This window comes from Streptomyces sp. P5F9 (assembly GCF_057961495.1).
The window spans coordinates 1-24,432 of record NZ_JBXVPZ010000039.1 but is presented as its reverse complement, the minus strand read 5'-3'; the positions used below and the strand labels follow the sequence as shown (position 1 = coordinate 24,432).

Here is a 24,432-nt window from a genome sequence, read left to right as displayed (position 1 = left end):
GCCGATCTTGAGGGGGACACGGGACGTACCTCCGTGGAGGGGAGCAGGAGTGTGGAAAGGAATTGCGGTGGTGAGCGCTGCAAGTTCCGGGCGGCGAACGGCAGTTGCTCCGACGAGTGCTCACCGACTTCGCCCCGCGCGCCCGTGGTCGGCCACCGGGGTCGACAGGTAGCGGAGGCGGGCGCGTACGAACTCCTCCTGCCATCGCCCCGGATCGTCGGCGACGTACTTCCACGGGGCTGGGGTCGCGGAAGATCCGATCGCTCCGAAGACATCGGCCACCCCAAGGGTGAAACCGCCGGAGTGCAGCGCCTGGGCCAAGTAGTTCAGATCGAGTGGGGACCAGGACCCGGTCTGCGCGTCCGCGAACCAGTGGGTCAGCGCCCGCTGTGTGTAGAAAGGCACCGGATCGCTGATCCAGTACAGGGAGGTGAGTTCTCCGCGGGCCCGCCGCTCCTGGAAGCGGTTGACGTACACGTACAGCGGGAGGACCGCCAGCGACGAGCCCTCCGGCGCCCAGGACGACACCCACCGTCCGAAATCCGATGTGTTCTGACCGTACGCTTCAAGGGCCTGGAGCATCCGGTGCCAAGCCTCCCGGTTGAGCGGGTCACGCTTGTACACCTCGGAGAGCAGACCCCACGGCCCGACCGGCAGCAGTTGCTCCCACGGCCTCCTCCGGTGCTCCGGGCGACGCAGTCTCACATCTGCGGTGTCCACTTGCGCGAGCGCCAAGAGATCCACCCACGGCACCGGGTCTTCAGGCCAGCGGTGGATCGCCGCCCCGCACGCTGTCCTGGCCTCGGCCTCCAACCGGTGGGCGTCACGTCGGCGGACGCGCTGGGCGCGGTGGGCGTTCAGCGCCCGCTGCACTGCCACCCTGGCGTTCATCATCACCGCGTTGTGATCCGGAGCCTCCTGCACCCACGCCTCGACCGCATCGCCCTGAGCCGCCGCAGCCGCCAGTACCTGGCTGCGCGCCGTACGCACAGCCCAATCGGTGGTGCCGCTCAGCAAGTCCTGCATCGAACGCCACCGCCCCGCACGTACGTCGTCCAGCACCAGGCGCAGTTCGGTGTCGAACCCGGCTGGGTGGAAATGCGGTTGGAACTCCTCACTGGCCATCAGCACGCCCTGTTCCTTCGGCTCGGGCCTGCGAGTTGTGCGGCGCCCGTCACGCTGTGCCGGGGAGCGATCCGGGCAGGCAGGGGGGATAAGTGACGTGGCGCCGATATGTGTGTCATCACGACCTCGGGGACGGTTGTGGGGAAGGGACCGTGACCTTGCTGGGGGGGCAAGTTGAGGGCAGTGCTCCGGTCGGCGGCGGCTCGTGACCGGCAGAACTACAGAGGCGTCGACGAGCGGTCGCCCGAGGCAGGGGAACTGCCGAAGAGCGCAGCACCGCCGCGGATACGGGCGTCGTACTCGGCGAAGGGCTCCAGGCCGATGGCCGCCCGTCGGTCGTCGAGACCACCGGGGTCCTCAACCGGGAACAGCACCAGGTCACCGTCACCGGGGAAGTACTGGGTGCCATAGATCTGAAGCGCTCGCGGGCGGGCGTGGAGGCAGCACCGGTCGACCAGGTAGGCCATCTGCTGCGGGGTCGCTTCGCCGAGCTTCGCCGCCTCGACGACCAGGTCCCGGCACCGTCGCTGGAACTCCAGGTCAGCGTCGGAATGCTGCGCTACGAGGAACGCGGCGTCGGCGGCGTTCTCGCCGACCATGCTCCTGCCGGGCCATCCGCCGATCTCCTCGATGATGCCGCGCAGGACCTTCGTGTTCTCCACGTGCACCTGGACGACGGCTGCCAGCTCGGCCTGGGTGCTCGGCGGACCGCTTTGCCGCGCTGTTTCGTCCCACCACTTACAGCGCAGCAGGTCCACCGCGAGGTCCGGCCGCTGCGGACGAGCGTCATTCACCTATCGCTCCAGTCGGGATAGTCATGGGGTGGCGGCTCGGCGTCGTGCGACAACCTGCCTCCGAATTGGACGTGTGGGGCCTCACCGCTCACCTCCGGGTGCGGGGTAGAGCGTGAGTGACCGGGTCAGGACTTTTCGAAGTTCGAGGGCATCAGGCAGCCCCAGGGCCTTCGCCTCACGGATGTGCCACGGCGGCGTGTCCCAGCGGATTCCCGGAGCCGGCGGCAACTCGATCCGCTCACGCTCACCCGCTCGGACGTTCACGCCCGCGAGGTCAGCGACCGCGCCCCCCGTGCCGGGCGCCACGAGCAACGTGACCGCACGGTGACCGACGCGAAGACTCGGAACCGACTTCACCTGCCGGTCGACACCGACCAGGACGTCCAGGCCGGCCGAGTAGGAAAGGCTGATCGCGTCGAAGCTCAAACAGGAGGTCGACACGACAAGGTCAGTCGAATCCGCAAAGGCATCCTCGACCTGTTCAGGCGCAAGCCGTTCGGGTCCAAGGAAGATCGGCCAGTTGAGCACCTCGTTGTATGCCTTCGCCACCGCCTGGGTATCGCGGAGGCGTGGAGGCCAGGTGGAAGTCATCATGTCGCTACTCGCGCAAGTTCAGTCTGGCCATGACGGCGGGACGCTTGACCAGGCACCATGACAGCGAGCCATCGGTTGGGCAGCGTGATCTGGGGGGTGTTGAGCAGGCTCATGAGTGACATCTGTCAGCATCCTGAAAGGTCGAGACCGGGAAGCGCACCGGCAGCAGTCGGGCGCCGAGGCCGCGGATGATCCGCGCGCGTCTGGCTGCCGTACGGCTGGGGCCGAGATGGCTCAGGGAGGGGATGACGACGCCGTATGCCTCTGGGAAGGCAAGAGTGTCGAGAAGCCCGACGAAGGCCGGGGAGTAGAAGTCGCTGGCGGCCTGCTCGACGAAGAGGGCGGCCATCGTCAACTCGTGAGCCCGGCAATACTCGTCCAGAACCGCCGACAAGATGCGGCGCCGGCCCCGCGTGGCGCGGGTCAGCCGCAGGAAGCCGTAAACGTCCGGGCCCGGGACAGGGCGGCGCTCGGTGAGGGGGACCACGCGGATGACCTCCACAACGGGGCGACGGGGTGGGGCCCAACGAGCCTGGCGCACCTGCTGTCCGGCGGGAATGAACGGCCGTTGCACCTTTGTGGCACTTCCGTGGCCTGTCGCTTACCGTGCGTGCTTCCATTGACGGCAGGAGGGAGGCGCCCTGTGGTGAACGTGAGGCAATGGACCGGTCGCGAGGCTGGTTTACTGCGGCAGGCTCTGCGCATGAGCGTGCGTACCTACGCGGCTCACCTCGGCGTCGGCATCCGCACCGTCTCGAAGTGGGAGAAGTTCGGCACGGATACGTGCCCCTGGCCCGATACGCAGGCCATCCTCGACACAGCCCTTGCCCGTGCCGATGCCACCGCTCAGGCCCGCTTCGAGCAACTCCTCGCTCAGGGGCCACTGGGGCGGCGACAAAGCGGAACGCAGGCGCCCGCCATCGCCGACCACGAGACCTGGGCCGAGGACCTGGAGCGGATTGTGGTGTGTCTCGATCGTCAGGACTTCGCCTTCGCTGCCACCCTGCTGGAACGCTGGCTCGGCCGCATCCAGCCCCACAACCTAGATCATCGGGGTCTGTACCTGTACGGGCGTTCGTTGGTACTGTCCGGCGACCTTCGGCGCCTCCAGGGCACGCTTCAGGACCTGATGACCGCCAAGCGGCTGTACACCGACGCGCACAATGTGTTCACCGAACTCGACATCCCCCGCCGAGCCGCGCAGATCGAACTCTCCCTTGCCGTGGTCACCGAGATGGCCGGACGCCACAACACCGCAGCCACCCGCTACCAGCAACTCACCGGCGACGAAAGGCTCGGCTCCGCCGACCGCGCACGTGCCCTACTTTGGATCGGTACTGCCCTGGCCAAGGACGGCCGTAACGAGTTCGCAATCCAGGTCATGCAGCAGGCAGCCGAGTGGTTTGAGGAACTGGACGAACCGGAGGACTGGGCTACCGCCCAGCAGAAACTCGCGTTGGCCCACCGCGGTGCCGGCGACCTTACTCAGGCCCTGGCCTACATCGATACCGCCCGCAGTAACGGCCGCTTCGAGACCCCGCTCCAGCGCGTCCAAATCGAGACTGCACAGGCCCATGTACTGCTCACCGACCCGGCCACCCGCGGCGCGGGGTACGTCGTACTCGACCGAGCATCGGACATCGCCACCCGATACGGCCTGAAACACCAACTACGCAGCATCAAGACCGTTCGTAACAGCGAGGAGTACACGTGACAGACCGCCTTGGGGCCGCAATCAGTGACGCTGACCGGGCCGATGCCCGCGCCATCTGGGACTTCCACCAGATGGGGCATGAATTGCGACCCTGCTCCGCCGCAATCACCCTTGGCAGCCTCGATCTCGGTGTGGCCACCACCACCGCCGACCTGTACCACGATGGCATGTTCCCAGTCGTAGTCTTCACCGGCGACACCAGCGCCGCCACCAAGGAACGGTTTCCCCGAGGCGAGGCGACCCACTACCGCGAGCACGCATTGTCCCTCGGAGTGCCGGACGAGGCGATCCTGCTGGAGCCGAAGGCCACCAACACTGGCCAGAACATCGGCTTCTCCCGCGAGGTGCTGGAGAACGCGGGCATCGCGGTGACCACCCTGTTGCTGATCTCCATGCCCTACATGCAGCGCCGTGCCTACGCAACGTGCCGCAAGCTGTGGCCCGAGGTGGAGCCGGTCTGTGTCTCCCAGCCGTTGTCGTTCGATGAGTACGTAGCGACACACGATGACGAGAAGCAGCTCATCGACATGCTCATGGGCGACATGGAGCGGGTGCTGGAGTACCCCAAGCGCGGGTTCGCCATCGAGCAGCACGTCCCAGAAAGGGTTCGCGATGCCTTCGCCCGTCTCCGCACCCGCGGCTACGACAGCTGGCTCCTGCCTGCTTAGCCGTGCAGCCGCGCCCTCTAGCACGTGGCCGGTCGCTTCGTGTGCGATCCATCAACCCAACCTGCTGCCCCGCCTTTCCACTCTGGCGAAGCTATACGCGGCCGACATCTGGGTGGTCCTCGACGACGTCCAATTCGCCCGCCGCGACTACCAGCACCGCGCACGCCTCGCCGCACTCGACAACCCGCAGCAGCAACAGTGGCTGTCTGTCGAGACCCACCTCCCACAGGGCCGCGCAACGTTGATTCGGGATGCTCAACTCGCCGACCCGCAGCGTGCCGCGCGCCGCCTCGGCCAATTGCCTGCGCAGCACTACCACTCCAGCCCCCACTGGAAGTTGCTGCATGCCGCGCTCGAACCCGTCGCCCACATCCTCACCGAGACAGCCAGCACCGCAGCCGTTGGAGAGGCCACCACCCGTGCCCTACTGAATCTCCTAGGCTGGCGCGGCACCGTCGTGCGCAGTAGCGACCTAGCCGTTTCCTCAGACCGCTCGGCACGTCTGGCCGATCTCACCACCGCCGTCGGCGCCGACACGTACCTCTGCGGCACCGGTGGCATGCGCTATCTAGACTGCCGCCCCTTCACGGAGCGGCAACTTGGCGTTCGTGCGTTTCGCCCGCCCGTAGGAGCCGAGGGTCTTTGGACCGGAGCAGCCAAGATCACTGCTCTGTGGGCGCTGGCCGCGTACGGACCGGACTGCGTGGGCGCCGCGCTCGACGACCTGCGCACGGCTACCTAATCCGCCCCAACCGGCTACGCGCCTATTGAGAAGGTCGTCTCAACGAAGCCCTGCGCCTTGTCCACTCGGCGCAACGCGGGACATGATGATCCCCTTCACCGGCGGAGAGCAACCGCCGAGACCCGAACCGAAAAGGGACCATGATGCGCAAATTCGACCTGCTACTCCTGGCGCTTGGCCTGCTGGCCGTTGCCTTTCCCCCGCTCATTCCCCCCGTGCTCGGTACCGCCGCCACAGTGCTCGGCGGAGCCCTGGCTGTCGTCGTCTGGGCGCTCACGCACCTGTCGTTGACCTGCGCCCTCGCGGCGGCCGGCGTGCTCGCGCACGCCTTCCCGGCCGCCTTCACCAGGACCACGAAGCGGCTCGTCCGGGCACTGGTCGCTTCTGCCGTTGTCGTACTCCCCCGCACTGCCTGACCTGCACTGTCACACGCCAGAGCCCCGCGCCGTTCCCCCAAACGGTGCACTCTGACGCTGCCAACCGGCGGAGAGCAACCGCCGGAAGACCCGAACCGAAATGGGGATCAACCATGGCCCGTCGCCGCGTTCCCGCCCTCCTGCCGCCCCCGGAGCCGGAGCCCGCGTACGCCGAGTACGACGAGATCCGCGACCAGGCGCGCCGCCGCAACAGCCCGTTCGTCAGCATGCGGGACATCCGCCTGATGGAGGAGGTCGCACAACGCCGGGGCTACGACTGGTGCACCGCGGTACTCGGCCGCGGCTTCCCCGGCATCGCCCACATACCGGGCACCGAGGCGTGGATGCTCGTCGTCGCCGACGAACGTGGCCTTGAGCCGCCGCTACCGCAGCGGATCATCGACACCCGCCGCGAGTCCGACAAGCGCCGTGCCGAAGACGGGAGGCGACGCGAGGAAGCGGCCCAACAGGCGCGTCGCCTATGGGAGTTGGCGGTCGTGTCCTGCCCGGTGAAGGTGACAGTGCACTCGAACCTCAAGCGTGCTGGCCGCCGCGAACTCCTGCACGCGGTGCCTGCGGAGCCGGTGCGCTCGAAGCGGGGTGTGCACCCCTCAGGACGGGCCTTGTGTGAGCACCAGCGCGACCCGCGCGCCCTGGGTGAAGCCATCGACGACGGGGTGGCCACCTGCAAGAGCTGTGTGCGGTACGTCGGCGAGATCCGGTCCCTGGACGCTCCGGCGCCGCCGACGAAGTCGGAGCGGGAGCTGTTGCAGCTCGTCGCGGTCGGCAAGGTCGCCACCATTCGACACCTGGCCGGAGGAACTGACGTGCGGGTGCCCTCCGAACCGTCCAAGTCCCGCTGCGGGCACATGGGCCGGAAGGTCACTGCGCTGGCCGAACAGGTTCAGGTGAAGGGCTGGGCGAAGCCCGCGGACGCCGAGTCGGTGGTGGATGGCAGACATGGGCTGCGGTGGCAGCTCACCGACGCCGGCGCGGCTGCCAGGGAGTGGTGACGTGACGTTTCGAGTCTCTAAGGGGGAGTTCGCGGCACTTCAAGCGCGGCTCGCTACGGGCCGAACCTCCCCCTCCAAGATGCCGTCCACGGCTGGGACGCCGAAGCCGAAAGGTGCGGTTGCCCCCCTCGGGCCCCCGTCCGTCCCGGAGCCGCCCGACCTGAGCGCGGCCATCGCCGTCTTGCCGGGCGCGGGGCGGTCGTGGACGATGCTGATGCCGTACGGCGAGCTGTGGACCAGCAATCAACGGCTCCACCACATGGCCGAGCACCGACTCCGCAGACGCCTGCGGCAGGAAGCGGCGCTTACCGCGCGCGCCCGGCGCCTGCCGCGCCTGGAGCGGGCCGCCGTGTACTACGTGCTCCACCCGCGTCCCATCAAGCGGAGACGCGATCCGGGCAACTGGGCGCCGACCGCGAAGGCGTACGTCGACGGGCTGGTCGACGCCGGGCTCCTGCCGGACGACAACTCCGCCCACATGGTTGGCCCGTACCCGGAGATGGGACCGCCCGTGACGACCGGCAGCGCCCGCATGTCCCTGGTTGTCGTGGAACTCGTCCCGCACCACGCGTGAGCTGCGGCGAGCCACCCGCCGTAACGGATTTCGCGGCTCGACGTAAGTGACGGTGAGGGCTCGCCCCTCACCCCACCTATCAAGGAGATGCCCCTCCATGAGCACTACCTCCGCCGTGCCTACGGCCATCGAGGAGGCCGTCAAGGCGTTCGCCCGCGGCGGCGAGTACATAGACCCCGAAGTCCTCGACGTACACCTGGCCGAGATCGCCGACAAGGCGTCCTGCTCGCTGCTACGTGACCGCTTCCGCAACGACTTCCCCCACGCCGCCTACCACGAACTGCTGTCCACCGTGGCGGCGCTGCGGGCCGTCCTCGGGTTCGCCCCGACGCCCACCGCGGCCGAGGTGATGGACTGGCAGCACCGGCAGCGGATCGTCTACGCGGACGCCGTGCGAGGCCCGAAGACGCAGTACCCGGTGGTGTTCCTCGACGGGCCGTACCGCGGAGTCGAGATGGCGCTCGACGGCCCGGCGGCGGCGTACCCGAAGGCGGACGACCCCTTGGGGCACCTGACCGAGGGCTGGATCGCGGGTCCGCCCGCCTTCATCCCACTGCCGATTGTGTGGGGCGACACCGAACGGCCGGGGCACGGCGCGGTCCGGTACAAGCGCGGGGACGGTCCGGACGCCGAGGGGCTGTGGCCGTTCCGAGTGCGTACGGACGACCCGGTTCCGCCCGAAGGCGCCCGCCCGTACATCACTCGGCCGGTCGCGCAGGTCCGCTGATGAGGGCCGGATCGTTCGCCGACTGGGTGACGGAGGAAGGCGCTGCCCCGGTCGTGGACTGGCCGCAGGTCTACATACGCCTCCAGCCCCCTGCCGCCGAGTCCCTGGCGCTCGCCGCCGGATTCCCGATCTTCCCGCCGCCGCTTCCGAATATGACGATCAAGGTTCGCCACGAAGTGCCATGCCCAGCCTGTGACATGGGCAGAGTGTCGCGGTACTGGCACTTGGGGGCCCGCATGCTCACCGCGGGCTCGGGATGCTGGCGGCACGTCTTCGTGATGGCGCCGCCCCTTCCATTCCTGTGGAAGGAGGACCCGGCGTGACCGCGCTCGCTGTCGAGAGATCGAGCCCGATTTGGGCTGGGCGCGTCGTCGTGCGCACGGCGGGCCGGATGGTGCTGCACATCGCCGTCGAAGGTGCCCAGGCGCCCGCTGCGGCGATGTTCACGCTGCCGCTGGAGTGCCGCCCTGACGCCGACTCGGCGCCGGGGGTCCGACCGTGGACCGGGCCGGTCGACGAGGGGCAGCTGTGCGCGTCGTGCCTGCGGGCCCTACGCGGCGAGCCAGAGCAAGAACCTGTCCTCCTCGTGCCCGCGGGCGCGGCCGAGACGCTGCCCGAGCCCGACCCGGGCCGTCAGGGGCGCCTCCTGCGGGCGGTCCCAGACTTGCCGACGTACATGGTGCCGAACCTGCCGGCCGAGCACGGCGGGCGTCCAATTCTGTGGTCGGAGTGGACCAAGACGCCCGAACTGTCGCACTACTCGTCGGCGTGTGACTGGTGCGGGGACGCCGGGCCGTGCGTGGTGGCGGGCGGACGACAGGGCAACCCGCTGTCCAAGGACAACCCACTGCGCCGGTTCGTCGCCTACCGCTGCTCGTATTGCCAAGAGATGCGCGTGTACCAGCAGACCGGGGCTGCCGATCTGAAGCCGATCGCCCACTTCAAGCCCAAGTCCCCGAAAGGAGCCCGCACGTGAGCGCCACCATCGAGGCGTAGGGCGTATGAGGTGCAGAGATAAATGGCCATGTTCGGCTATGGCTGGCCACTCGGGTGCTGTGGCCGCCGACAATTGGCGAATGGCTGACAACACGTTGTGGGTCGGAGCGCTGACCGCGGCCACTGCTGTGGTCGCGAGTTGGGTAACCAGCCGAGGCACGGCGAGGGCGGCTCGAATACAAGCCCAGACGGCTGCGATCAGCCAGCAAGCGGATCACACGCGGGCAGCGCGTCGCGCTGCATACGTGGACGTCATCGAGCAGGCGCAGCGGATGGGGGACCTCTACTGGAAGGTCACCGACGCTCAGGACGAACCCGACGAGGAGAACCGGCTCGGTGTTCTCAAGGACCTGCGCCTTAGGCTGCGCGACGAGTACGCCGGACTTCGTCACCGCGTATGGGTCGTGGATCTGGAGGGACCGCAGCATGTCGCGCAGGCAGCGGATCGGCTACGTCGTGCAACCTCCGAAAACTATCGGGCCCTTGAGTCCATGATCGTAGGTGCCGCCGATGCGAGCGAGCGATTCAACGAGTGTTACGCACCGTTCTGGCAGGCTCTCATGGTTTTCGTACAGACCGCGCGCGAAGCACTACAAGGAGCCCAGCTCGCGACATCCAACGATCAGTAAGGCGAGCGGCAGCGAACCTGCGCGGGAGCGTGCGACTGACCAACTACCCCTGAACGCAGTGGCGACCCACGACTGAAGGTCGCAAGAGCGGTAGCCGTCACAGCCATGCGACGTGCCACCGCGCTACAGTGATCACCTAACCGAACACGGGCCCAGGGCCCACCCCTTCGGCGGAGAGCAACCGCCGGAAGACCCGAACCGAAAGGCCACGCGATGATCGCGCGTATCCTCCTCGTTGCCTTCCCCAGGTGACGTGACGTGCCCCGACCAGGGGCTTCACCCTCCTCGTCACGTCACCTCTGCGGGAAGGCCCCCGATGAAAGACACCCGACTGCGCCGCGCTGCCGCCGCGGTGGCCGGCGCGTCCATCGCTGTGTGCCACTACTGCGGGCGCCTGCGCTACGAACTCGCCCCGGCCGCAGCGACGTTCGGCCTGACCGCCATGTCGTGGTGGCACCATGCCACCGGTCTCGGCTGGGCTGATCACACGGGCTACGGCCTGGCCACGGCCGCCACGGGCGCGCTGTGCGCGAAGGGCTTGGAGCGCAAGAACACGAAGGCCGCGGCGGTCGGACTCGGCGGCGCGGTGATGTCGGTGGACGCCTGGCTCGGTGCAGCCCTCGGTCCGTCCGTCCCCTCCTTCATCGCGACCGGCGTCACGATGATCGGCGCCTACGGCCTGTACGTGCCGTGGCTGGTGAAGTCCCGCCACGACCGCCTGAACCTTCAGATCAAGGCCGCGAAGAACGGCCTCATGCCGGACTCCATGGGCATCAACATCAGCGCGCCCGGCGTCACCGGCGACACCGCGGAGGAGACCGCGCTCCGGCGTGCCCTCGTCGCCCTCGGCGTCCCGGCCATGGACGTCTCAAGGATCGTGTTCACCGACACCGGCTGGCACGCGATGGTGTCGCTCCCGGCGGGCAAGCAGACCTCCGCCGAGGCGGTCATCGCCAAGCGCCAGCAGCTTGAGGCGAACCTCGACCTGCCTGGCAAACTGCGCCTGGCCGTCGGCCCGCAGGCCAACCAGCTCATCGTCCGCATGCAGACGAACGACCCGCTGGAGCGTCCCGTGATGTGGTCGGGGCCGGGGATCACGTCGATCGAGCAGGCCATGCCGCTCGGCGTCTACCCGGACGGGTCGGAGATCCTGCTGGACCTGGTGGCCGGGCACGTCCTGCTCGCGGGCGGCACCGACATGGGCAAGTCCGGCGCCGTCAACGTGATCATCGGGAACCTCGTCGCCTGCGCGGACGCGCAGATCCTCGGCATCGACATGAAGCCCGGCGCCCTGGAACTGGGGCCCTGGCGGCGCAACATGATCGCGCTCGCCGACGACCCGGACCTTGCCCGCCAGGTCCTGACGATGGTGAAGGCGGAGATGATCCGCCGCGGCCGGTACCTGTCCACGCTGCGCGGCCCCAACGGGGAGCCGGTGCGAAAGTGGACCAGCGAGCACGGCCCATACTGGGTGCTCGTCATCGACGAGCTGGCCGAGCTGCTGCGGCAGGCACCGGACGTCGCCGCCGAACTGGTCACCATCAACCAGGTGGCCCGCGCCATGGGTATCCGGGTGGTCGCCGCGACGCAGTCGCCCTCGGAGAAGGCGTTCGGCGGACAGGGCACGGACGCACGGCAGCAGTACAGCACGCGCATCGGCCTGCCGGTGTTCGAGTCGACCCCCATCAACATGATCTACGGCAGCGGCGCGTACGGCGCCGGGTGGCGCCTGGACTGGCTCGACCTGCCCGGCAAGGTCATGGTCGCCTCCAAGCGGTACAAGGAGCCCAACGAGGGCCGGTGCTACTGGGTCAGCGACGCGCAGATCGTCGCCACCTCCATGAAGTACGAGCCCGACAACGCGTTCGTCACCGCGCCGGCCACGGCACCCGAGCCGGAGCCGGACGGTCCCGCACCGACCCCGCCGAGCGGTGGGGGACCAGGCGGCGGGCGCCCGAGGCTGCGCGCGGTGCCCACGTTCCCGGACGGTTCGCGCATCCCGGACAACCGGCTCGCGCTGTGGGAGGCCCTGCAGAAGGCCGGGCCCGAGGGAGTGACGCTCCAGGAGGTCGTCGCCCAGGGCATGGAGGGCCTAGGCCACCGCACCTCGGTGCAGGCCCCGATCTCGCAGTGGGTCGTGAAGGGCTGGGTCGACGATTCCGGCACCCGAGGCCGCGCGAAGGTCTACGTCCTCACCGCCGCCGAGCACTCCCCCACCGCCCCCGTTCCACCTCTGGAGAAGGAGAACGCCCTTGCCCGGTAAGCCCGTGCACCCGACGACCGTCTACCCGTACGAGCAGATGGCGCAGCACCTGCCCGTCGAGCAGTACCGCGGCGGGCTGCCCCCTGCCTGCCAGTGCGGGCACGGCCATGGTCAGCCGGTGCAGCAGATCATCGTGAAGCAGGCCGACTCGTGGGGCCGGTACATCGCGATGGGCTTCGCCGCAGCGACGATCGCCGTCATGCTGCTCGTCGGCCTGGTGGTGGCGCTCGTCGCTGCCGGGGCGTGCGCCCTGTGTGTCGCGGTTGCCGCACGGGCCCTGCGCGGTCTGCTCGGCAGCGGGAAGAAGATGTAGCCGCAGAACCCAAGAGGGGGCGGGGCTTTCACGGCCCCGCCCCCTTCGTCGTTACTCCTCGGCCAAGAGATTCGCTATGCCCCCGCCGTCCGTCGTGTGCATGGCATGATCCATCTTCATGGGGAGATTCACATGGGGGAGGACCGTGGCGGGCGTGCTGCTCGCGGCTGCGGTGATGGGGATGAGCGCCTGCGGCGGTGACGCCGAGGCGCAGAAGAAGCCGGCCGCGACGCCGAACGCACCGACCGTTGCGGAGGCGACCAAGATTTTCCAGGACGCCGTCGCCAACTTCGATGCCAACAACGGCTGCCCGAAGGCGACGGGGGAGTGCTGGGAGCAGATGCAGGCGGTGGCCACCCCCGCGCAGAAGTTGCGCAAGGCGATGAATGCCGACAAGAAGACCGGCCCGGAGTTCTGGACCGAGGCGTACGCCCTCCTCGACAAGATCGAGGATGGGATGGACATCGGCGAGGACGCGTTCAGCAACCGACCCGCCGTTCTCGGATCGGCCCACGACTTGGCCGACTGGCTCGACGAGCACCCGACCGAGTAGACGCAGCAACTGAGTCTGGGCCAACCCCCGGTCCCGCCAAGTCGACGAACCGCACTCGGCGAGGGCCGGAGCCTGGTGTACGCGACGCTAAGAGACCAGGTCTTTCACAGTGCGCGGGCCCGCCACGCCTGGCGGGTTACCGCGATCCAGGAGGACCTTCCCCATGACCCAGTGGACCCCGAAGCTGACGAACGTGAAGGGTACGGACGGAACGACCGGCACGGGCGAGTACGTCGAGGTCGGCGGCGCGGTGACCTTCACCGCGCAGATCGTCGCGAAGAAGGAGACGAACGCGGCGTCCAGCGCCGGGTTCGGTCTGACCCTGCCGAAGCCCGCGAAGGCGGGCGTGCGCTACGTGTTCAGCCTCAGCCTCGACGGTCGGGACGCCGACAGCGGGGTATGGACCGGCGAGGCCCAGATCTACGCGGGCTCGGACGGCTCGCAGCTCGACCGGCTGCGCGTGACCGGTACGTCGAACGGTGCCGCGGTGCTCAACATCGCCCACCTCTACGGCGACGCCGAGGGAGCGACGGCGGCGGAGATCATCACCGTTACGGGATCGTACCCGGCGGCCTGATCAGGCCGTTGAAGGGCCGTCGGCGCGTCCGGCGGCCCTTTGGCGTTCTTCGGGCGAGTTCAGGCGACGTTCTGGTCGCTGGTGCACAGCGGGCAGTCCACGTCGAGGTCGGAGCAGACGACGCAATCCTGATCACCGTCCCCTGCGGCCGGCAGATGGTTCAGGTCGAGCCCACACAGCGCCTTGTCCGGGTCGCAGCAGTAGTAGTGGGCAATCGCGTCGCTGGGCGGCGTCGCCGTGCCGATGGCCACCGTGGTCGGGAGTTCGCCGCGGACGCGCGCGACGACAGTTCGGGTGGCCTGGTCGAGAGCTGCGAGGAACGGGTCTGCCATGGACAGGGAGAGTAGCGCGACGGCCTTGGCGGCGACGCACGGTTCACCGCTCACCAGGAGGTCGGTTCCAGGTCAAGATCGTTCGACGAGCCCTGGCTTCCGGGCGGGAACGGTGGTTCCGTCGAGAACGGGTACGGCTCGCCCGTCGCCGGATTGAGGTCCTGCCGGGGTTCTAGCTCCCCCGCCGCACAGCCGCACACGTTGCTGTGGTGGGCCCAGCACAACGGCTCTTCAGGTGGCTCCGGGTAATCCGGAACGCGCTCGGTGTACTCGTTGCCGTCTTCATCGCGTATCACTTCAATTCCCACGGCAGACTTCCTTCTCTTGTGCCCAATGGCTATGAGCGCGGCGGCGGTTGGGCTCATGGTCAAGAGTGTCCTCTGTCGCCCTCCCTAACACGACTATCGAGTCGCGGACTCTCCTGCGCCTTGCAGGCCGGGCAGACCGGGTGGGCCTGGTGCCCGTACCGGGCGGTGAGACCGCGACAGCGTACGCACGGCCCAACCTGCCGCGGCTCGCACCCCAGGACTATCGCGGCGGACGTTGTGTCCATCGTCGGGTCCAGGCGTCTCGGAGCGTCGCTCATGTTTACGAACCTACTCACGGCGACGGCGCGCCAGAGACGCGGCGCACCTCCTCCCCCCAGGTGGGGTTCAGTCTGCCGCGGGGGCAGGAGCCACGGCCGGCTCGTTGACGGCCCGCAGTAGCTCCCGTAGGCGCAGGCGGTCGTCAGTAAGGTGACGTAGCCGGTACGAGGGCCTTCAGTTGAGAAGGCCGCGGCGACGTGGCTTGTGCAGCGGCTCCGGCTCGTACAAGGCGAGCAGGACGGCTTCGGCCCGGTCGGGCGACTTCATGCCGCGTGACTTCATGGATCGCTTGGACTCGATCTGGGTGTAGCCGCTCGTCGTGGACAGCAACTTGGGTGTGGAGAGCTGCGCGGCGGCCTTCTTGTCGACGTGAAGGCGCAGCCGACCGCGGCCGGTGGACGGGTCCGGCTGGAGGAGACTCCGGGTGGCGAGCCACATCTCGTCGCGCTTGCGCCATGGCCGCATGATCGCCCCAGGGTCGTCCTGGCTTGGAGACTCCGACACCATCACGCCTACGATCTGCGCGCGGTGTCGACCGGTCTCGGCCCAGCGCTGGAGCATGCTGACGACGCCGTGGCCGATGCCGTTCTGGTCGACCTTGACGCGCACGGGGTGGGGCGAGTTCAGGGCGTCGGCGAGGCGCTGCGCGGCGTGGATCTCCTCCAAGACCACCTCAGCGACGGAGACCTGGTTGTCGTTGGCGGCGCCGGCGGAGGCGTGCCGGAACTCGATCGCGTCCCCGCATGAGCGGTACACGGTGAATTCATCGCCACCGTCCGCCGCGACATCGACGCCGAGGCGGACCCAGGCGCCGGCCCGGACGGTGTGCTCGGCGGACTCCCCTTCCAGACCCAGGTCGCACAGGCGATGCCACCCCTCGCCGGTGGGGTCCTCGTACGCCATCGCGGCCTCGACCCAACTCGGCGGGACGACAACCCCGCCGCCGCCCTTCGGGAAGCGGGCGTACACCTTCGCGATGACATAGGGGTGGCCTTCCCCGTACGAGCGGATCGTGCGGTCCACCCAGTCTTGGTCGGGCATGTGATCGGCAAGGGAGTGCCGAGCGACGCCCGGCGGGCAGTCAGTGCAGTACGGGGCGATTTCGCCGGTGATCGCTGGGGAGTCGAGTGAGGAGATCGGGATGGTGATGGTGGTCGACTCGCTGACGTCGTCGCCCTCGATGCACAGCTCCTCGAACCAACTGGCCGGGTCGTCCATCGCGGGGTTGCCGATCGCCAACATCGCCGCGTGCCCGCCGGTCAGCAAGTTGTTGGTGCCGTGGCCGATCATGGGGGCGATACCGCCCGCCTCGTCGACGATGAGCAGCAGGTGGGGCATGTGGATGCCTTGCATCGCCGCCTCGTCGTTGGCCGGGGCGGAGAACCCGTACGCGGCCACGAAGTCGTTGCCGTACGGGTCGGGCATCTTGTACTGGACGGTGTCGCAGTAGCCCGGCAGACCAGCTCGGGGGACCACCTTGCGGATGTGCGGCCAGAGCTGCCGCTGCACCTGGCGGAAACGCGTCGCGGTGGTGATGCACAGCGCGGTGCCCACCGGATAGACGTTGGTGAACCAGACCGCGGCGCGGGCGGCCAAGTGCGTTTTGCCGACGCCGAATCCGGCGGGAACGGCGACGCGCTTGTGGTCGACGATCGCGTCGAGCACTGCCCGCTGCTTCGACCACAGACTCTCGCCCAGTACGTCTTCGACGAACCCGGACGGCGAGTCCCGCCACAGGCCGTACAGCGAGCCTGTCGCCCGCTCGACTTCCGTCATGACCACGGCGCGTTCGCGGGCGGTCAGGTTGTGCTTGAAGGCGTTGCGGCGCTCGCGGACGGGCGCTCGCAGGAGGATGTCGGCGACGTTGGCGGCGTCGCGGGAGACGATTCCGGGCCGGGCATGGTGCAGCTTGGACGCCGAGGGGGCCACGCGGGTGCGTGTCGGCTGGTCAGGCTGCGTGCGGGGCATGCGGTGGACGGTGCCGCCGGCGTCTAGTTTGTGTCGCGGTCTGGCCGGGAGCCCATGCCCTGACGCCCCGGCCAGACCGCGGGTTCCGGCGCGCTCTGGCGCCCCTCTGCGCTGCGCGCCGGAAGTCCCGGGCCAAGACCCGCGCGACCGGGGGGAGAGGGGTCGCGCGGGCCTCAGCACCTATAGGTACGTCGGGGAGCCCGATCTTGTTACACCTGCACCACGACGGGCCTGCTGGCCGCGGCCAGGCGCGCGGCGATGCCCTCCAGGAGCACGGCGTGCTCCTCGTGCATGCGGCGTATCGCCTCGCGGATGATCGCGGCCTCCGCGACGGCGACGGCCCGTTCATCCGCGGTGAGCCGGTACCAGGGCGCGACCTCTGTGCCGCCCGCGGCCAGGACCTCGCGTCGGGTCTCGTAGTAATGGCGGGCCAGGGATATGGAGTTGGGCACGTTCGTCATGCCGGGGGGAACGCCGACTGGCCGGATTCTGTGACACCTCCGACCAAGAGCCGGATGCCGACGGTGCCTGAGCGGAGCGAAGGCACCGTAACTACTTGATGGTGGTGCTTGATGTTTTTACTAAAGGCGCCTGAACTGCCGGAACCCGGAGTACCGGAAGCCGCTTTCACCGGCGCCGGTTTTTCAGGCCCCGGTCACCGGCGACTGAAAAACCGGCCCCGGTGGTGCTCGGGGCCGGGTCGGCGAGTTCGCCAGGTCAGTGGCCGCGGCGTCGCTTCGCCGCGTTCTTCACGTCGCGTACGTACTTCGGAGTGACGTTGCCCAGGTCGGCGATGCGGTCCGTGGTCCAGCCGTACGGCTCCTCGGTGAGCGCGAGGGCGGCGTTCTGCAGGAACGGCATCGCAGCCTTCCTGCGCGCGGTCGCCACGGACACGGTTGCGGCCAGAGACGGCAGTCGGTCGGCGGCGTCCTCGACGTGCGGCACACCAGCCTCCTCGGCGGCAGCACGGCGCTGCTCGGCGGACATACGGGTGTGTAGGTCTCCGCTCGCGTTCATCGGCGCCTTCTTGTTGTCGTGCAGCGCAATGCGACGCATTTCGTTGTACGCGTTGGGGAGGATGCCGAGGACCTTGTCCAAGCCGCGGACGCCGTCGTAGAACCACAGCGATGCGGCAGCCTGGTTGCGCTCTTCGGCGTGCGCGGCGATCTCAAGGTCGGCCTGCTGGACGATTTCGCAGGCCCGCTTGAACCGGTCGTCGGGGCGGGTGATGGCGCCCAGCTCGTCCCTGACCTGACGGTCGGCCTCAGCGCGGAGCGTCGTGTGGTCGGGGATCGTGAGGTTGTGGTGTACCACGGGCATGACTGGCCTCCGTTTGGTCGGGCACCGCGCTGGCGCCGGCGAAGGCTGGGGCAACCCCATGCCGAACGAACCCGGAAATAGTACAGCGCAGGGCACAGCTCTGTCATTGCAGCCGTTGCTTTACCCTTCTGACCAGGGCAAACCCGAATGTGCCGAGCAGGAAAATCCGCCCCTCGACGTCGTAGCCCGTACCTGGATCGCACGGGTGCGGGGTGTCGGTCAGCGCGATTCGCCCCGCCGCGGTGCGCGGGACCACACCGCGGCGCAACACGCCGAGCCCGGCCAGACGCCTCACCACGGCCGCCACCAGCGCTGGCGCGGGAGCGGTTGAAATTCCTCGCTCGCCTTCGCCCACGGATCGTTCCTGCGGGCCTTGTGCTCGGTGCGGGAGTACAAGGGGAGAACGGCCCAGGTGCGACGGCCGAAGGTGATTGCGGGCCCGCCGGTGCCGCACGGCTTCTCGTCGCGGCTGTACGCGAAGCCGATCGCGAACCAGACTCCGGTGGTCTCCGTAGTCCAGGTGCCGGCCGTCCACCGGCCCAAGCTGATGAACCCCGCGCCCTCGCGCCTCATCGGACCGCCTCCACGATCGTGGTGCGCACGCCGTCCGGGGTGAGCCGGTACACGCGCCCGTCGGCGTATCGGACCTCAACCTCGGTGGGGAGTTGCGGGCGCCGGACCTTCCACCCGGCCTCGTAAGCCTCGCAGGGGTTGTCCTCGAACCACCCGTTGCACGTCGTGCAGACCAGGAGAAGGTTTTGAGGCTCGTTGATCCAAGATTCGCGCGCGCCGCCCATACCGCGGTTGACGCGATGGTGGATCGTCAGCAGGCGCGCGGAGTTGCAGCGGGCGCAGCGTCCGCCGTCGCGGGCGTAGACGAGGTCGCGGACTGTGGCCGTAGGGCCTGTGCGTCGTCGGACCACGGGCGGCCTCCGTCCTGCTCAGCCGCCGGGCCGCGGGTGCGACCGCAGAGTGCAGCGGAGCGAGGGCGTACCGTGCACGGTCGGACACCCTTACGTCTCGGCCTGCGCCACCTCGGTCATCGTGGCCAGGAGCGTCGCGGCGTCCGGGATGGTGGCGAACGAGACGAGCACCCTGCCGTGCCCGAGCGTGCCGAGGACGAACTCGAACTGGGCGTTGGTCATCTCGCACTCGTAGACGTAGGTGCCCGGAGGGGCGTCGCGCAGCGGCCCGTCGGTGTCGTCGAGGTAGGGGAACTGGATCTCGTCGACGGCGCGCGCGATGACCTCGTTGGGGACCTGGTCGAACTCGACGCTGGCGCGACCCTCGTCGTCGAGACAGACGCGGCCTTCGCCGACGCCGGTCTCCTCAAACTCCAGCCGGATGTCGTTGCATCCGACGTACCGCGGCTGGTCGATGAGCGGGGGGAACGCGGTCTTCAGCGCGGCGATGGCCGCGGCCTGCGTCTCGTTCCAGCTCAGTTCCCAGGCGTCGATGGCCTGGAGGACGGCGGGCTGCATGTGGTGCTCCGTTCGTTCACCGAGCACCGGCCGAAGGGCCAGTTGCCGGGCGGGTAGTGCAGCGGAGCAGCATCCCGACCGGAGGGCTTTAACGTCGCGGACCTGCGAAGCATCCAACCGGCGAATCACCGTCTCCGAGGTGGTGGAATGGGGCTGGTCCTCAACCGTCGGGCTCCGGTGCCGCGGTTGCTGTCCGCCACCGCAGCGTGTCTGGCCGAGTAGCAGGAAGAAGATCAGCCGTTGAGTTCTATGGACATGACGAACGCCCTGGCTGCACTGCGAGCAGCGAACCTGGAAGCCCTCCTGGGACAGAGGGAGTGTCCTTGGCTCGACGCGAAGGAAGGCATCTACCAGCTCAATGACCCGGTCAAGGCAGAGGAACTGGCTAAGGACGTAGCCTGCATGGCGAACAACGCCGGAGGGCTGCTCGTGGTTGGTATCCAGACCCGCAAAGAGCATGAGCGCGAAGTTCTCGATCAAGTCCGTCCCGTTCCCAGGGACATGGTTCACCTGACACGCCACCACGAAGTCATCGAATCCCGTGTCCTGCCACCACCGCTCGGCGTGGAAATCGAGTGGCTGGAGCACGACAGCACTACAGGCTTCCTCTATATCCACATTCCCAAGCAGCCTCCAGGGAGGTTGCTTCACGCGGTCGTCATTCCACAGAAGTACCGCAAGGGCCCTCCCACCATCGCCGTACCGATCAGAGTCGGGGACCGGACCAGATGGATGGAAGCTCACGAGATTCAGCAACTGTTGGTCCAGGGGTTCGCCGCCACGACCGCACCGGAAGGAAGCCCAAGTACCCAGGCCACCGTGCCCGGTGGCGTCGTGATCCCACGTGAGGACGGCGAGAGGTTTGCCGTAGGACAGGGTGTTCCGGGGCTGACAACGCGCTGGAACGTTGCCTATCAGGCCCTGGGTGGAGCAATGGGTCTCGGGGAGCCCATAGGAGAGGTGTATCGCGAGGGTCCTGGGCTCGCCCAGCACTTCAGTGGTGATTCCGAGTCCACGTGGGTGTTGTGCGAACCAGATCACGCTGGCCTCGTCGCCGTGCCCGGAGGTGTCTGGGAGGCTCTCCGAACCGCTGGCAGCTACGCCGCCGGCATGAACGCCTTTGCTGCTCTCGGTCTTCCCTGGCTCGACGTCACCGTTCCGGCGGAGAAACGCATCATCGACCCCGCCAGTGCGCGAGTTCCACTGGGCGAAGGGGCTTGGGGACGCGGCGCCCTAGTCCGTGCACGACCTGACAGCGTGTGGACCTGGGAGCCTCATATCGCCCGCAGTTTCAACATCACCCCGTACTCGCGTTACTGGGAGCCGTACCCGCCCGACGAATGCCCAGCGCTCAGGCTTCGCACACTAATCTCCTTGCCTTTGACAGGGGCAGAGGATTGGGAAATCAGTGAGGAGAACCGACGCTTCGCGACCATGGACCTGTTGGATTCCCCGATCGGCGATTTCATCACCGACCTCGGCGCGGAACTTGATGCAGGGGGTAGCGCCCTCCAAGGCTGGTCCCCAGGGCCTCACCGCAATGATCCCTGGGAGCTGAGTAGTTATCACGCTCGGGTGCACGACAATGAGCAGATCTTCACCGCCGAGTTGACCGTGGCGCTACCGCGCGGACAGAGGTCTGCGATCGTCGCGTGCGTCGATCTGAAGCTAGCCGGGCGCGGGTCTCGTCTATCGGTAGGCGACCTGGTTCGCTTCTTCGTCGCGTCGTGGGCAACCCTCGCCGAACTCGTTCCGGCTACGGTTGGTGAGGCTGTCGCCGAAACACCATGGACCGCACCACCTCAGGTTGAGCTTCGCGCCTATGCGGAACAGAACCAGGGCGACACAGTCGACGCGTATGTCGATTTCTCGGCGTTCGGCACCCGCCAAACCGACCGGCAATTGCGCGAAATCGGAGTGACCCTCACCGCGCCACTGCTAATGAGCGAGGAAACCCGTCGGCATGAAGTCACCGAAGCGGTGGCATGGATGGCGCGGGGCATCGACTACCCGGAGGCATCGGCAGACATGCTCTGACTGCCAGGACCGCTTGATGCGAGCGAGCCTTCCCCCGCAGATGAACGTGACGGCTGATGCCCTTGTGCCCGTTGTGGTGAGGGGGACGGTCGGGTAGACAGACGTTCGACGCGCACTGCGCATGAGGGGGAAGCCATGCGGGACTGCCACGGCCGGGAGCCGTCCCTGCTTGAGCGGGAGCCGGCCTTTCGTGCCCACCTCGCACGGGGGGACCGGTGAACGGGGTCTGGGCGCTCCTCGCCGTCGTCGTCGCCATGGGCGCGGCAGTGTTCGCCAGATCGTTCGTACGCGGCTTTGTGCAGGCGGCCAAGGAGGGTTTCCGGCGTGACCTCATCGCGCTCGGCAGCGTGCAGGACGCCACGGAGGTGTTGGGCAAACTCGCTGGGAACACGGTGTACGCCTTCGCCCCGCCGCGCGCCGAAGGTCGGCGCTATCTGCTCGGCTGGTTGTGGTGGCGCGCCCAGATCGGTGCGGATGGGAAGGTCGAGCGCGACATGGGATGGGCCCCGACATACCGGCAGGCTCGGAAGGCCGCAGGGGTACCGGTGAGCTGGAAGTCAACCGGGAGCGAGTTGATCCTCGCCCCCGGAACGCCCCCTACGGCCACCCTCAACGATCACGCCAACGCGGGCCGCGTCGACGGCAGTTGACTCCTGGGAGCACCTACCGCTTGCCCAGCGACGGGACCTTGGGCGCCGCCGGGGCCTTCGGGGCGGCGGGCACCTTGGGCTTGGGAGCGGCGGGCGTCTTCGGCTTCGACTGGCTCCGATTCGAGCCGCCGACGACCGGGGCGGCGGAAGTGCCACGGTCGTCGCGCTGCGTGCCGGTGCCGGTGCCGTAGACGATGCACGGGCGGGCCCCGCCGGACGGGACAAGGACGCCCCCCTTGGAGCGCACGGTGAGGCAGGCGGGGGTGCTGTCGCCATCGGCGGAGCAGCCGGTCAGGAGCAGCGCGGCGACGGTGACCGAGGCGATGCCCGCCGAGACGAGGTGAAACGAGCGGCTCTGGTCGGTGAGTGTGTTCACGTGCGGGGCCTTCCAGGTACTAGGGCAGTTGGCCGCGCATCCTGGACGTGGCACACGCCTTGCGTCGCGTCCTACAGTCGAGAGCATGAGCAGCATCCCTGAGCCGGAGGTGCACCGGCCCTGGCGTCCGTCGGACGGGCCGGAGCCCGAGGTCTGGATGTGGCCGAGCAGCGATCCCCCAGCGCTGTGGGTGTGGTCGAACGGTCAGTACCGGCGGGCCACTGTGATGGCGAAGCAGGTGTGGGCGGACGGCTCGGTCATCTACCAGGTGAGCGTCGACCTGCGGGGGGACTCGCTGGTTTATGAGCGAAAGTACCGGTGGCCTCAGCCGGGATTGTCCGTGGCGCACAGGAGTCGTTTCGAGCCGTCCAGGGGCACCCGACGCCCGACAACAGCCCGCCCGACCTCCACAGACGCGAGGCCGGGCGGGGCTGGCTCAGACGGCTAGTTCGTAGTCCTCCCATAGGTCGTCGTAGTGGTACAGGCCAGTCAGGTAGTCGCGGACGAGGGGCTCCCAGTCGATTCCGTGGATGGCGGCCAGGACGAACGCGGCGACGACGGGACACACGACATCTCCGGCCTGCTGGAACTGGGAGGAGCGGGAGCCCTGCCACGGGTAGGTGGCGCGGAAGGAGACTAGGGTTCCAGCCTCTTCGGGGGTGAGGCGTAGGCCGTCACGTTCGCGGGCCCAGGTGCGGGTCTTGCCGGTGAGGCACCAGGACGGCTTATCGGCGGAGAACACGTTGCCGCCCTTGGCGCGGCCGGTCGCGGGGTCGACGGGCCGATTGCCCCGGGTGTTGACCCTCTCGCCCTCGTCCCAGCCGAGCGCTTCGGCCATCGTCGTGACCGGCAGGATCTGCGTGGGCGGAGTGATGTCGACCCACCTGTGCCGGGAGGCGATCATGAAGGTGCGCTTGCGGCGCGAGGCGACCCCCAGGTCTGCGGCCTCCAGCGTGGCCCAGGAGGTACGGAACCAGTCGGCACCCCCGAACTCGATCGACAGTTCTTCGAGGATCTCCTCGGGCAGGTTGCTGGACTGCTCCATGGCCATCCACTCGATCGGTGCGCCTGCCGCCTGGAGGCCGAGCGGCCAGATGGCGACCTCGGCCATCAGTCCGATGCGCGGGTCGGTGAGACCGTCGAGCATGGCGCGGACCTCGTTCCAGCTCTGGCCGGAGCGCGGGGCGTAGCCCTCGTGGTAGCCGAGATCGGCGCACAGAGGGCAGTCGTCTTCGAGGTCGGGGAACAGCTCGTCGCAGCAGACCTCGTCGAGCCGTATGAACCCGGCGGCTTCTCCGACGGCCGCGATCCCGTCCCGCAGGATGTCGATGTTGGTTGCGAGGAGTCCGGCGCGTTTGCCCGCCGTGGAGAAACTGGGGCATGGAGGGCTGATGAGGACGCCGCTGGTGTGGCGTAGCGCCGGGTGCTCGGGGTCGAGCTTGGTGACGTCAGCACAGATGCGGGCGTGGCCGGCTGCGTGGGCTGTCGCGCATGCGTCCTCATTGATATCGACGCCGACGACGTCGAAGTAGGTGATGCCGAGGACCGTCTTCAGCCCCTCACCCCAGCCACCTGGACCGGCGCACAGCTCGACCACACGCTTCGGCTCATCTTCCTCTCGGGGGAGCAGCCAGCGGCCGGGCCATGGCGCGGCGATCTCGTCGAGTTCGGCCATGACGTGCGCCGGTATGGGGGCGCCGGTGGCCTTGTAGGCAAGTGCGGTGGTGACGACGCTCTCTTCGGCTGCGGTCAGCTCGGGCACTGAGTGGCCTCTTTCGCTTCGGGTCTTGTTGGCGGTTGCTCTCCACCAACACCAAAAATAGTACAGCACGCGTCATCGTGGATCTATCTGTGCAGATCAACGGTTCATACGAGGCGTTAGCTGTATGTGAAAGAGGCGATCCGGCAAGAGCGAGACGCGAACAGGGCGCCCCCTCGGTGTGAGGGAGCGCCCCGTCTCGTAAAGCTGACCCGGGGCCGGTG

General features: G+C 68.2%; 30 protein-coding genes. 16 read left to right on the top strand and 14 right to left on the bottom strand.

The genetic code is table 11. The features are described 5' to 3' along the window. Positions 1-120 precede the first annotated feature (120 nt). The 4 genes from AC31A1_RS10025 to AC31A1_RS10010 form a co-directional block, all read right to left on the bottom strand. Entirely contained in the window at positions 121-1,125 is a 1,005-nt protein-coding gene (locus AC31A1_RS10025) for a hypothetical protein (protein ID WP_489652930.1), read from the bottom strand. 218 nt (positions 1,126-1,343) lie between these two features. Further along, the gene (locus tag AC31A1_RS10020) at positions 1,344-1,919 is read right to left on the bottom strand and encodes a DUF6624 domain-containing protein (RefSeq protein ID WP_489652917.1); all 576 of its coding nucleotides are present in this window, start codon (positions 1,917-1,919) and stop codon (positions 1,344-1,346) included. Positions 1,920-2,000: 81 nt separating this feature from the next. After that, complete coding sequence (locus tag AC31A1_RS10015; RefSeq protein ID WP_489652916.1) at positions 2,001-2,468, bottom strand: hypothetical protein; 468 nt, start codon at positions 2,466-2,468, stop codon at positions 2,001-2,003. 154 nt (positions 2,469-2,622) lie between these two features. Next, positions 2,623-3,000: a hypothetical protein gene (locus AC31A1_RS10010; protein WP_489652915.1), complete on the bottom strand. Its 378-nt coding sequence runs from the start codon at positions 2,998-3,000 to the stop codon at positions 2,623-2,625. Between the two features lie 216 nt (positions 3,001-3,216). On the opposite strand from AC31A1_RS10010, the gene AC31A1_RS10005 reads away from it, so the two are divergent. The 14 genes from AC31A1_RS10005 to AC31A1_RS09940 all read left to right on the top strand — a co-directional run bounded on the left by AC31A1_RS10005 (position 3,217) and on the right by AC31A1_RS09940 (position 13,698). Further along, positions 3,217-4,227 carry a tetratricopeptide repeat protein gene (locus AC31A1_RS10005; protein ID WP_489652914.1) on the top strand — a complete coding sequence of 337 codons (1,011 nt, stop codon included), beginning with the start codon at positions 3,217-3,219 and terminating at the stop codon, positions 4,225-4,227. Further along, entirely contained in the window at positions 4,224-4,895 is a 672-nt protein-coding gene (locus AC31A1_RS10000) for a YdcF family protein (RefSeq protein WP_489652913.1), read from the top strand. Before AC31A1_RS10005 ends, AC31A1_RS10000 begins: the two co-directional genes overlap by 4 nt. Continuing rightward, the gene (locus AC31A1_RS09995) at positions 4,888-5,637 is read left to right on the top strand and encodes a WbqC family protein (protein WP_489652929.1); all 750 of its coding nucleotides are present in this window, start codon (positions 4,888-4,890) and stop codon (positions 5,635-5,637) included. The genes AC31A1_RS10000 and AC31A1_RS09995 overlap by 8 nt, the downstream gene beginning before the upstream one ends. 143 nt (positions 5,638-5,780) lie before the next feature. After that, positions 5,781-6,053, top strand: a complete 273-nt coding sequence (locus tag AC31A1_RS09990) for a hypothetical protein (protein ID WP_489652912.1) — start codon at positions 5,781-5,783, stop codon at positions 6,051-6,053. 113 nt (positions 6,054-6,166) lie between these two features. Next, positions 6,167-7,066, top strand: coding sequence for a hypothetical protein (locus AC31A1_RS09985; RefSeq protein WP_489652911.1), 900 nt, complete (start codon positions 6,167-6,169; stop codon positions 7,064-7,066). A gap of 79 nt (positions 7,067-7,145) precedes the next feature. Next, positions 7,146-7,640: a hypothetical protein gene (locus AC31A1_RS09980; RefSeq protein WP_489652910.1), complete on the top strand. Its 495-nt coding sequence runs from the start codon at positions 7,146-7,148 to the stop codon at positions 7,638-7,640. Between the two features lie 97 nt (positions 7,641-7,737). Next, on the top strand, positions 7,738-8,367 hold the full coding sequence (locus AC31A1_RS09975; protein ID WP_489652909.1) for a hypothetical protein: 630 nt from the start codon (positions 7,738-7,740) through the stop codon (positions 8,365-8,367). Then, the gene (locus tag AC31A1_RS09970; RefSeq protein ID WP_489652908.1) at positions 8,367-8,690 is read left to right on the top strand and encodes a hypothetical protein; all 324 of its coding nucleotides are present in this window, start codon (positions 8,367-8,369) and stop codon (positions 8,688-8,690) included. The genes AC31A1_RS09975 and AC31A1_RS09970 overlap by 1 nt, the downstream gene beginning before the upstream one ends. Next, positions 8,687-9,343, top strand: a complete 657-nt coding sequence (locus AC31A1_RS09965; RefSeq protein WP_489652907.1) for a hypothetical protein — start codon at positions 8,687-8,689, stop codon at positions 9,341-9,343. Before AC31A1_RS09970 ends, AC31A1_RS09965 begins: the two co-directional genes overlap by 4 nt. Positions 9,344-9,443: 100 nt before the next feature. Further along, positions 9,444-9,992: a hypothetical protein gene (locus AC31A1_RS09960; protein WP_489652906.1), complete on the top strand. Its 549-nt coding sequence runs from the start codon at positions 9,444-9,446 to the stop codon at positions 9,990-9,992. 316 nt (positions 9,993-10,308) lie between these two features. Beyond that, complete coding sequence (locus AC31A1_RS09955; RefSeq protein ID WP_489652905.1) at positions 10,309-12,255, top strand: FtsK/SpoIIIE domain-containing protein; 1,947 nt, start codon at positions 10,309-10,311, stop codon at positions 12,253-12,255. Next, positions 12,245-12,568 carry a hypothetical protein gene (locus AC31A1_RS09950; protein ID WP_489652904.1) on the top strand — a complete coding sequence of 108 codons (324 nt, stop codon included), beginning with the start codon at positions 12,245-12,247 and terminating at the stop codon, positions 12,566-12,568. Before AC31A1_RS09955 ends, AC31A1_RS09950 begins: the two co-directional genes overlap by 11 nt. Positions 12,569-12,713: 145 nt before the next feature. Next, positions 12,714-13,121 (top strand): hypothetical protein, encoded by a 408-nt coding sequence (locus tag AC31A1_RS09945; protein ID WP_489652903.1) that lies wholly within the window; start codon positions 12,714-12,716, stop codon positions 13,119-13,121. A 163-nt stretch (positions 13,122-13,284) separates the two neighbouring features. Beyond that, entirely contained in the window at positions 13,285-13,698 is a 414-nt protein-coding gene (locus tag AC31A1_RS09940) for a hypothetical protein (protein ID WP_489652902.1), read from the top strand. Between the two features lie 59 nt (positions 13,699-13,757). Here the strand turns inward: AC31A1_RS09940 and AC31A1_RS09935 are convergent, their stop codons facing one another. From AC31A1_RS09935 to AC31A1_RS09900, 8 genes are all read right to left on the bottom strand, one after another. After that, positions 13,758-14,030 (bottom strand): hypothetical protein, encoded by a 273-nt coding sequence (locus AC31A1_RS09935; RefSeq protein WP_489652901.1) that lies wholly within the window; start codon positions 14,028-14,030, stop codon positions 13,758-13,760. A 50-nt stretch (positions 14,031-14,080) separates the two neighbouring features. Beyond that, complete coding sequence (locus AC31A1_RS09930; protein ID WP_489652900.1) at positions 14,081-14,395, bottom strand: hypothetical protein; 315 nt, start codon at positions 14,393-14,395, stop codon at positions 14,081-14,083. A 396-nt stretch (positions 14,396-14,791) separates the two neighbouring features. After that, the gene (locus tag AC31A1_RS09925) at positions 14,792-16,585 is read right to left on the bottom strand and encodes a hypothetical protein (protein ID WP_489652899.1); all 1,794 of its coding nucleotides are present in this window, start codon (positions 16,583-16,585) and stop codon (positions 14,792-14,794) included. Between the two features lie 209 nt (positions 16,586-16,794). Then, on the bottom strand, positions 16,795-17,046 hold the full coding sequence (locus AC31A1_RS09920; protein ID WP_489652898.1) for a hypothetical protein: 252 nt from the start codon (positions 17,044-17,046) through the stop codon (positions 16,795-16,797). A 256-nt stretch (positions 17,047-17,302) separates the two neighbouring features. Beyond that, positions 17,303-17,905: a hypothetical protein gene (locus AC31A1_RS09915; RefSeq protein ID WP_489652897.1), complete on the bottom strand. Its 603-nt coding sequence runs from the start codon at positions 17,903-17,905 to the stop codon at positions 17,303-17,305. A 291-nt stretch (positions 17,906-18,196) separates the two neighbouring features. Continuing rightward, positions 18,197-18,478 carry a hypothetical protein gene (locus AC31A1_RS09910; RefSeq protein ID WP_489652896.1) on the bottom strand — a complete coding sequence of 94 codons (282 nt, stop codon included), beginning with the start codon at positions 18,476-18,478 and terminating at the stop codon, positions 18,197-18,199. Then, on the bottom strand, positions 18,475-18,828 hold the full coding sequence (locus AC31A1_RS09905; RefSeq protein WP_489652895.1) for an HNH endonuclease: 354 nt from the start codon (positions 18,826-18,828) through the stop codon (positions 18,475-18,477). Before AC31A1_RS09905 ends, AC31A1_RS09910 begins: the two co-directional genes overlap by 4 nt. Positions 18,829-18,918: 90 nt before the next feature. Next, positions 18,919-19,386, bottom strand: coding sequence for a hypothetical protein (locus AC31A1_RS09900; protein WP_489652894.1), 468 nt, complete (start codon positions 19,384-19,386; stop codon positions 18,919-18,921). Positions 19,387-19,641: 255 nt separating this feature from the next. Between AC31A1_RS09900 and AC31A1_RS09895 the strand changes: the two genes are divergently transcribed. Continuing rightward, entirely contained in the window at positions 19,642-21,423 is a 1,782-nt protein-coding gene (locus AC31A1_RS09895; protein WP_489652893.1) for an AlbA family DNA-binding domain-containing protein, read from the top strand. Between the two features lie 215 nt (positions 21,424-21,638). After that, positions 21,639-22,073, top strand: coding sequence for a hypothetical protein (locus AC31A1_RS09890; protein WP_489652892.1), 435 nt, complete (start codon positions 21,639-21,641; stop codon positions 22,071-22,073). Between the two features lie 13 nt (positions 22,074-22,086). On the opposite strand, the gene AC31A1_RS09885 is transcribed toward AC31A1_RS09890, so the two are convergent. After that, entirely contained in the window at positions 22,087-22,449 is a 363-nt protein-coding gene (locus AC31A1_RS09885) for a hypothetical protein (protein ID WP_489652891.1), read from the bottom strand. A 436-nt stretch (positions 22,450-22,885) separates the two neighbouring features. Further along, on the bottom strand, positions 22,886-24,211 hold the full coding sequence (locus tag AC31A1_RS09880; protein ID WP_489652890.1) for a DNA cytosine methyltransferase: 1,326 nt from the start codon (positions 24,209-24,211) through the stop codon (positions 22,886-22,888). Positions 24,212-24,432 lie beyond the last annotated feature (221 nt).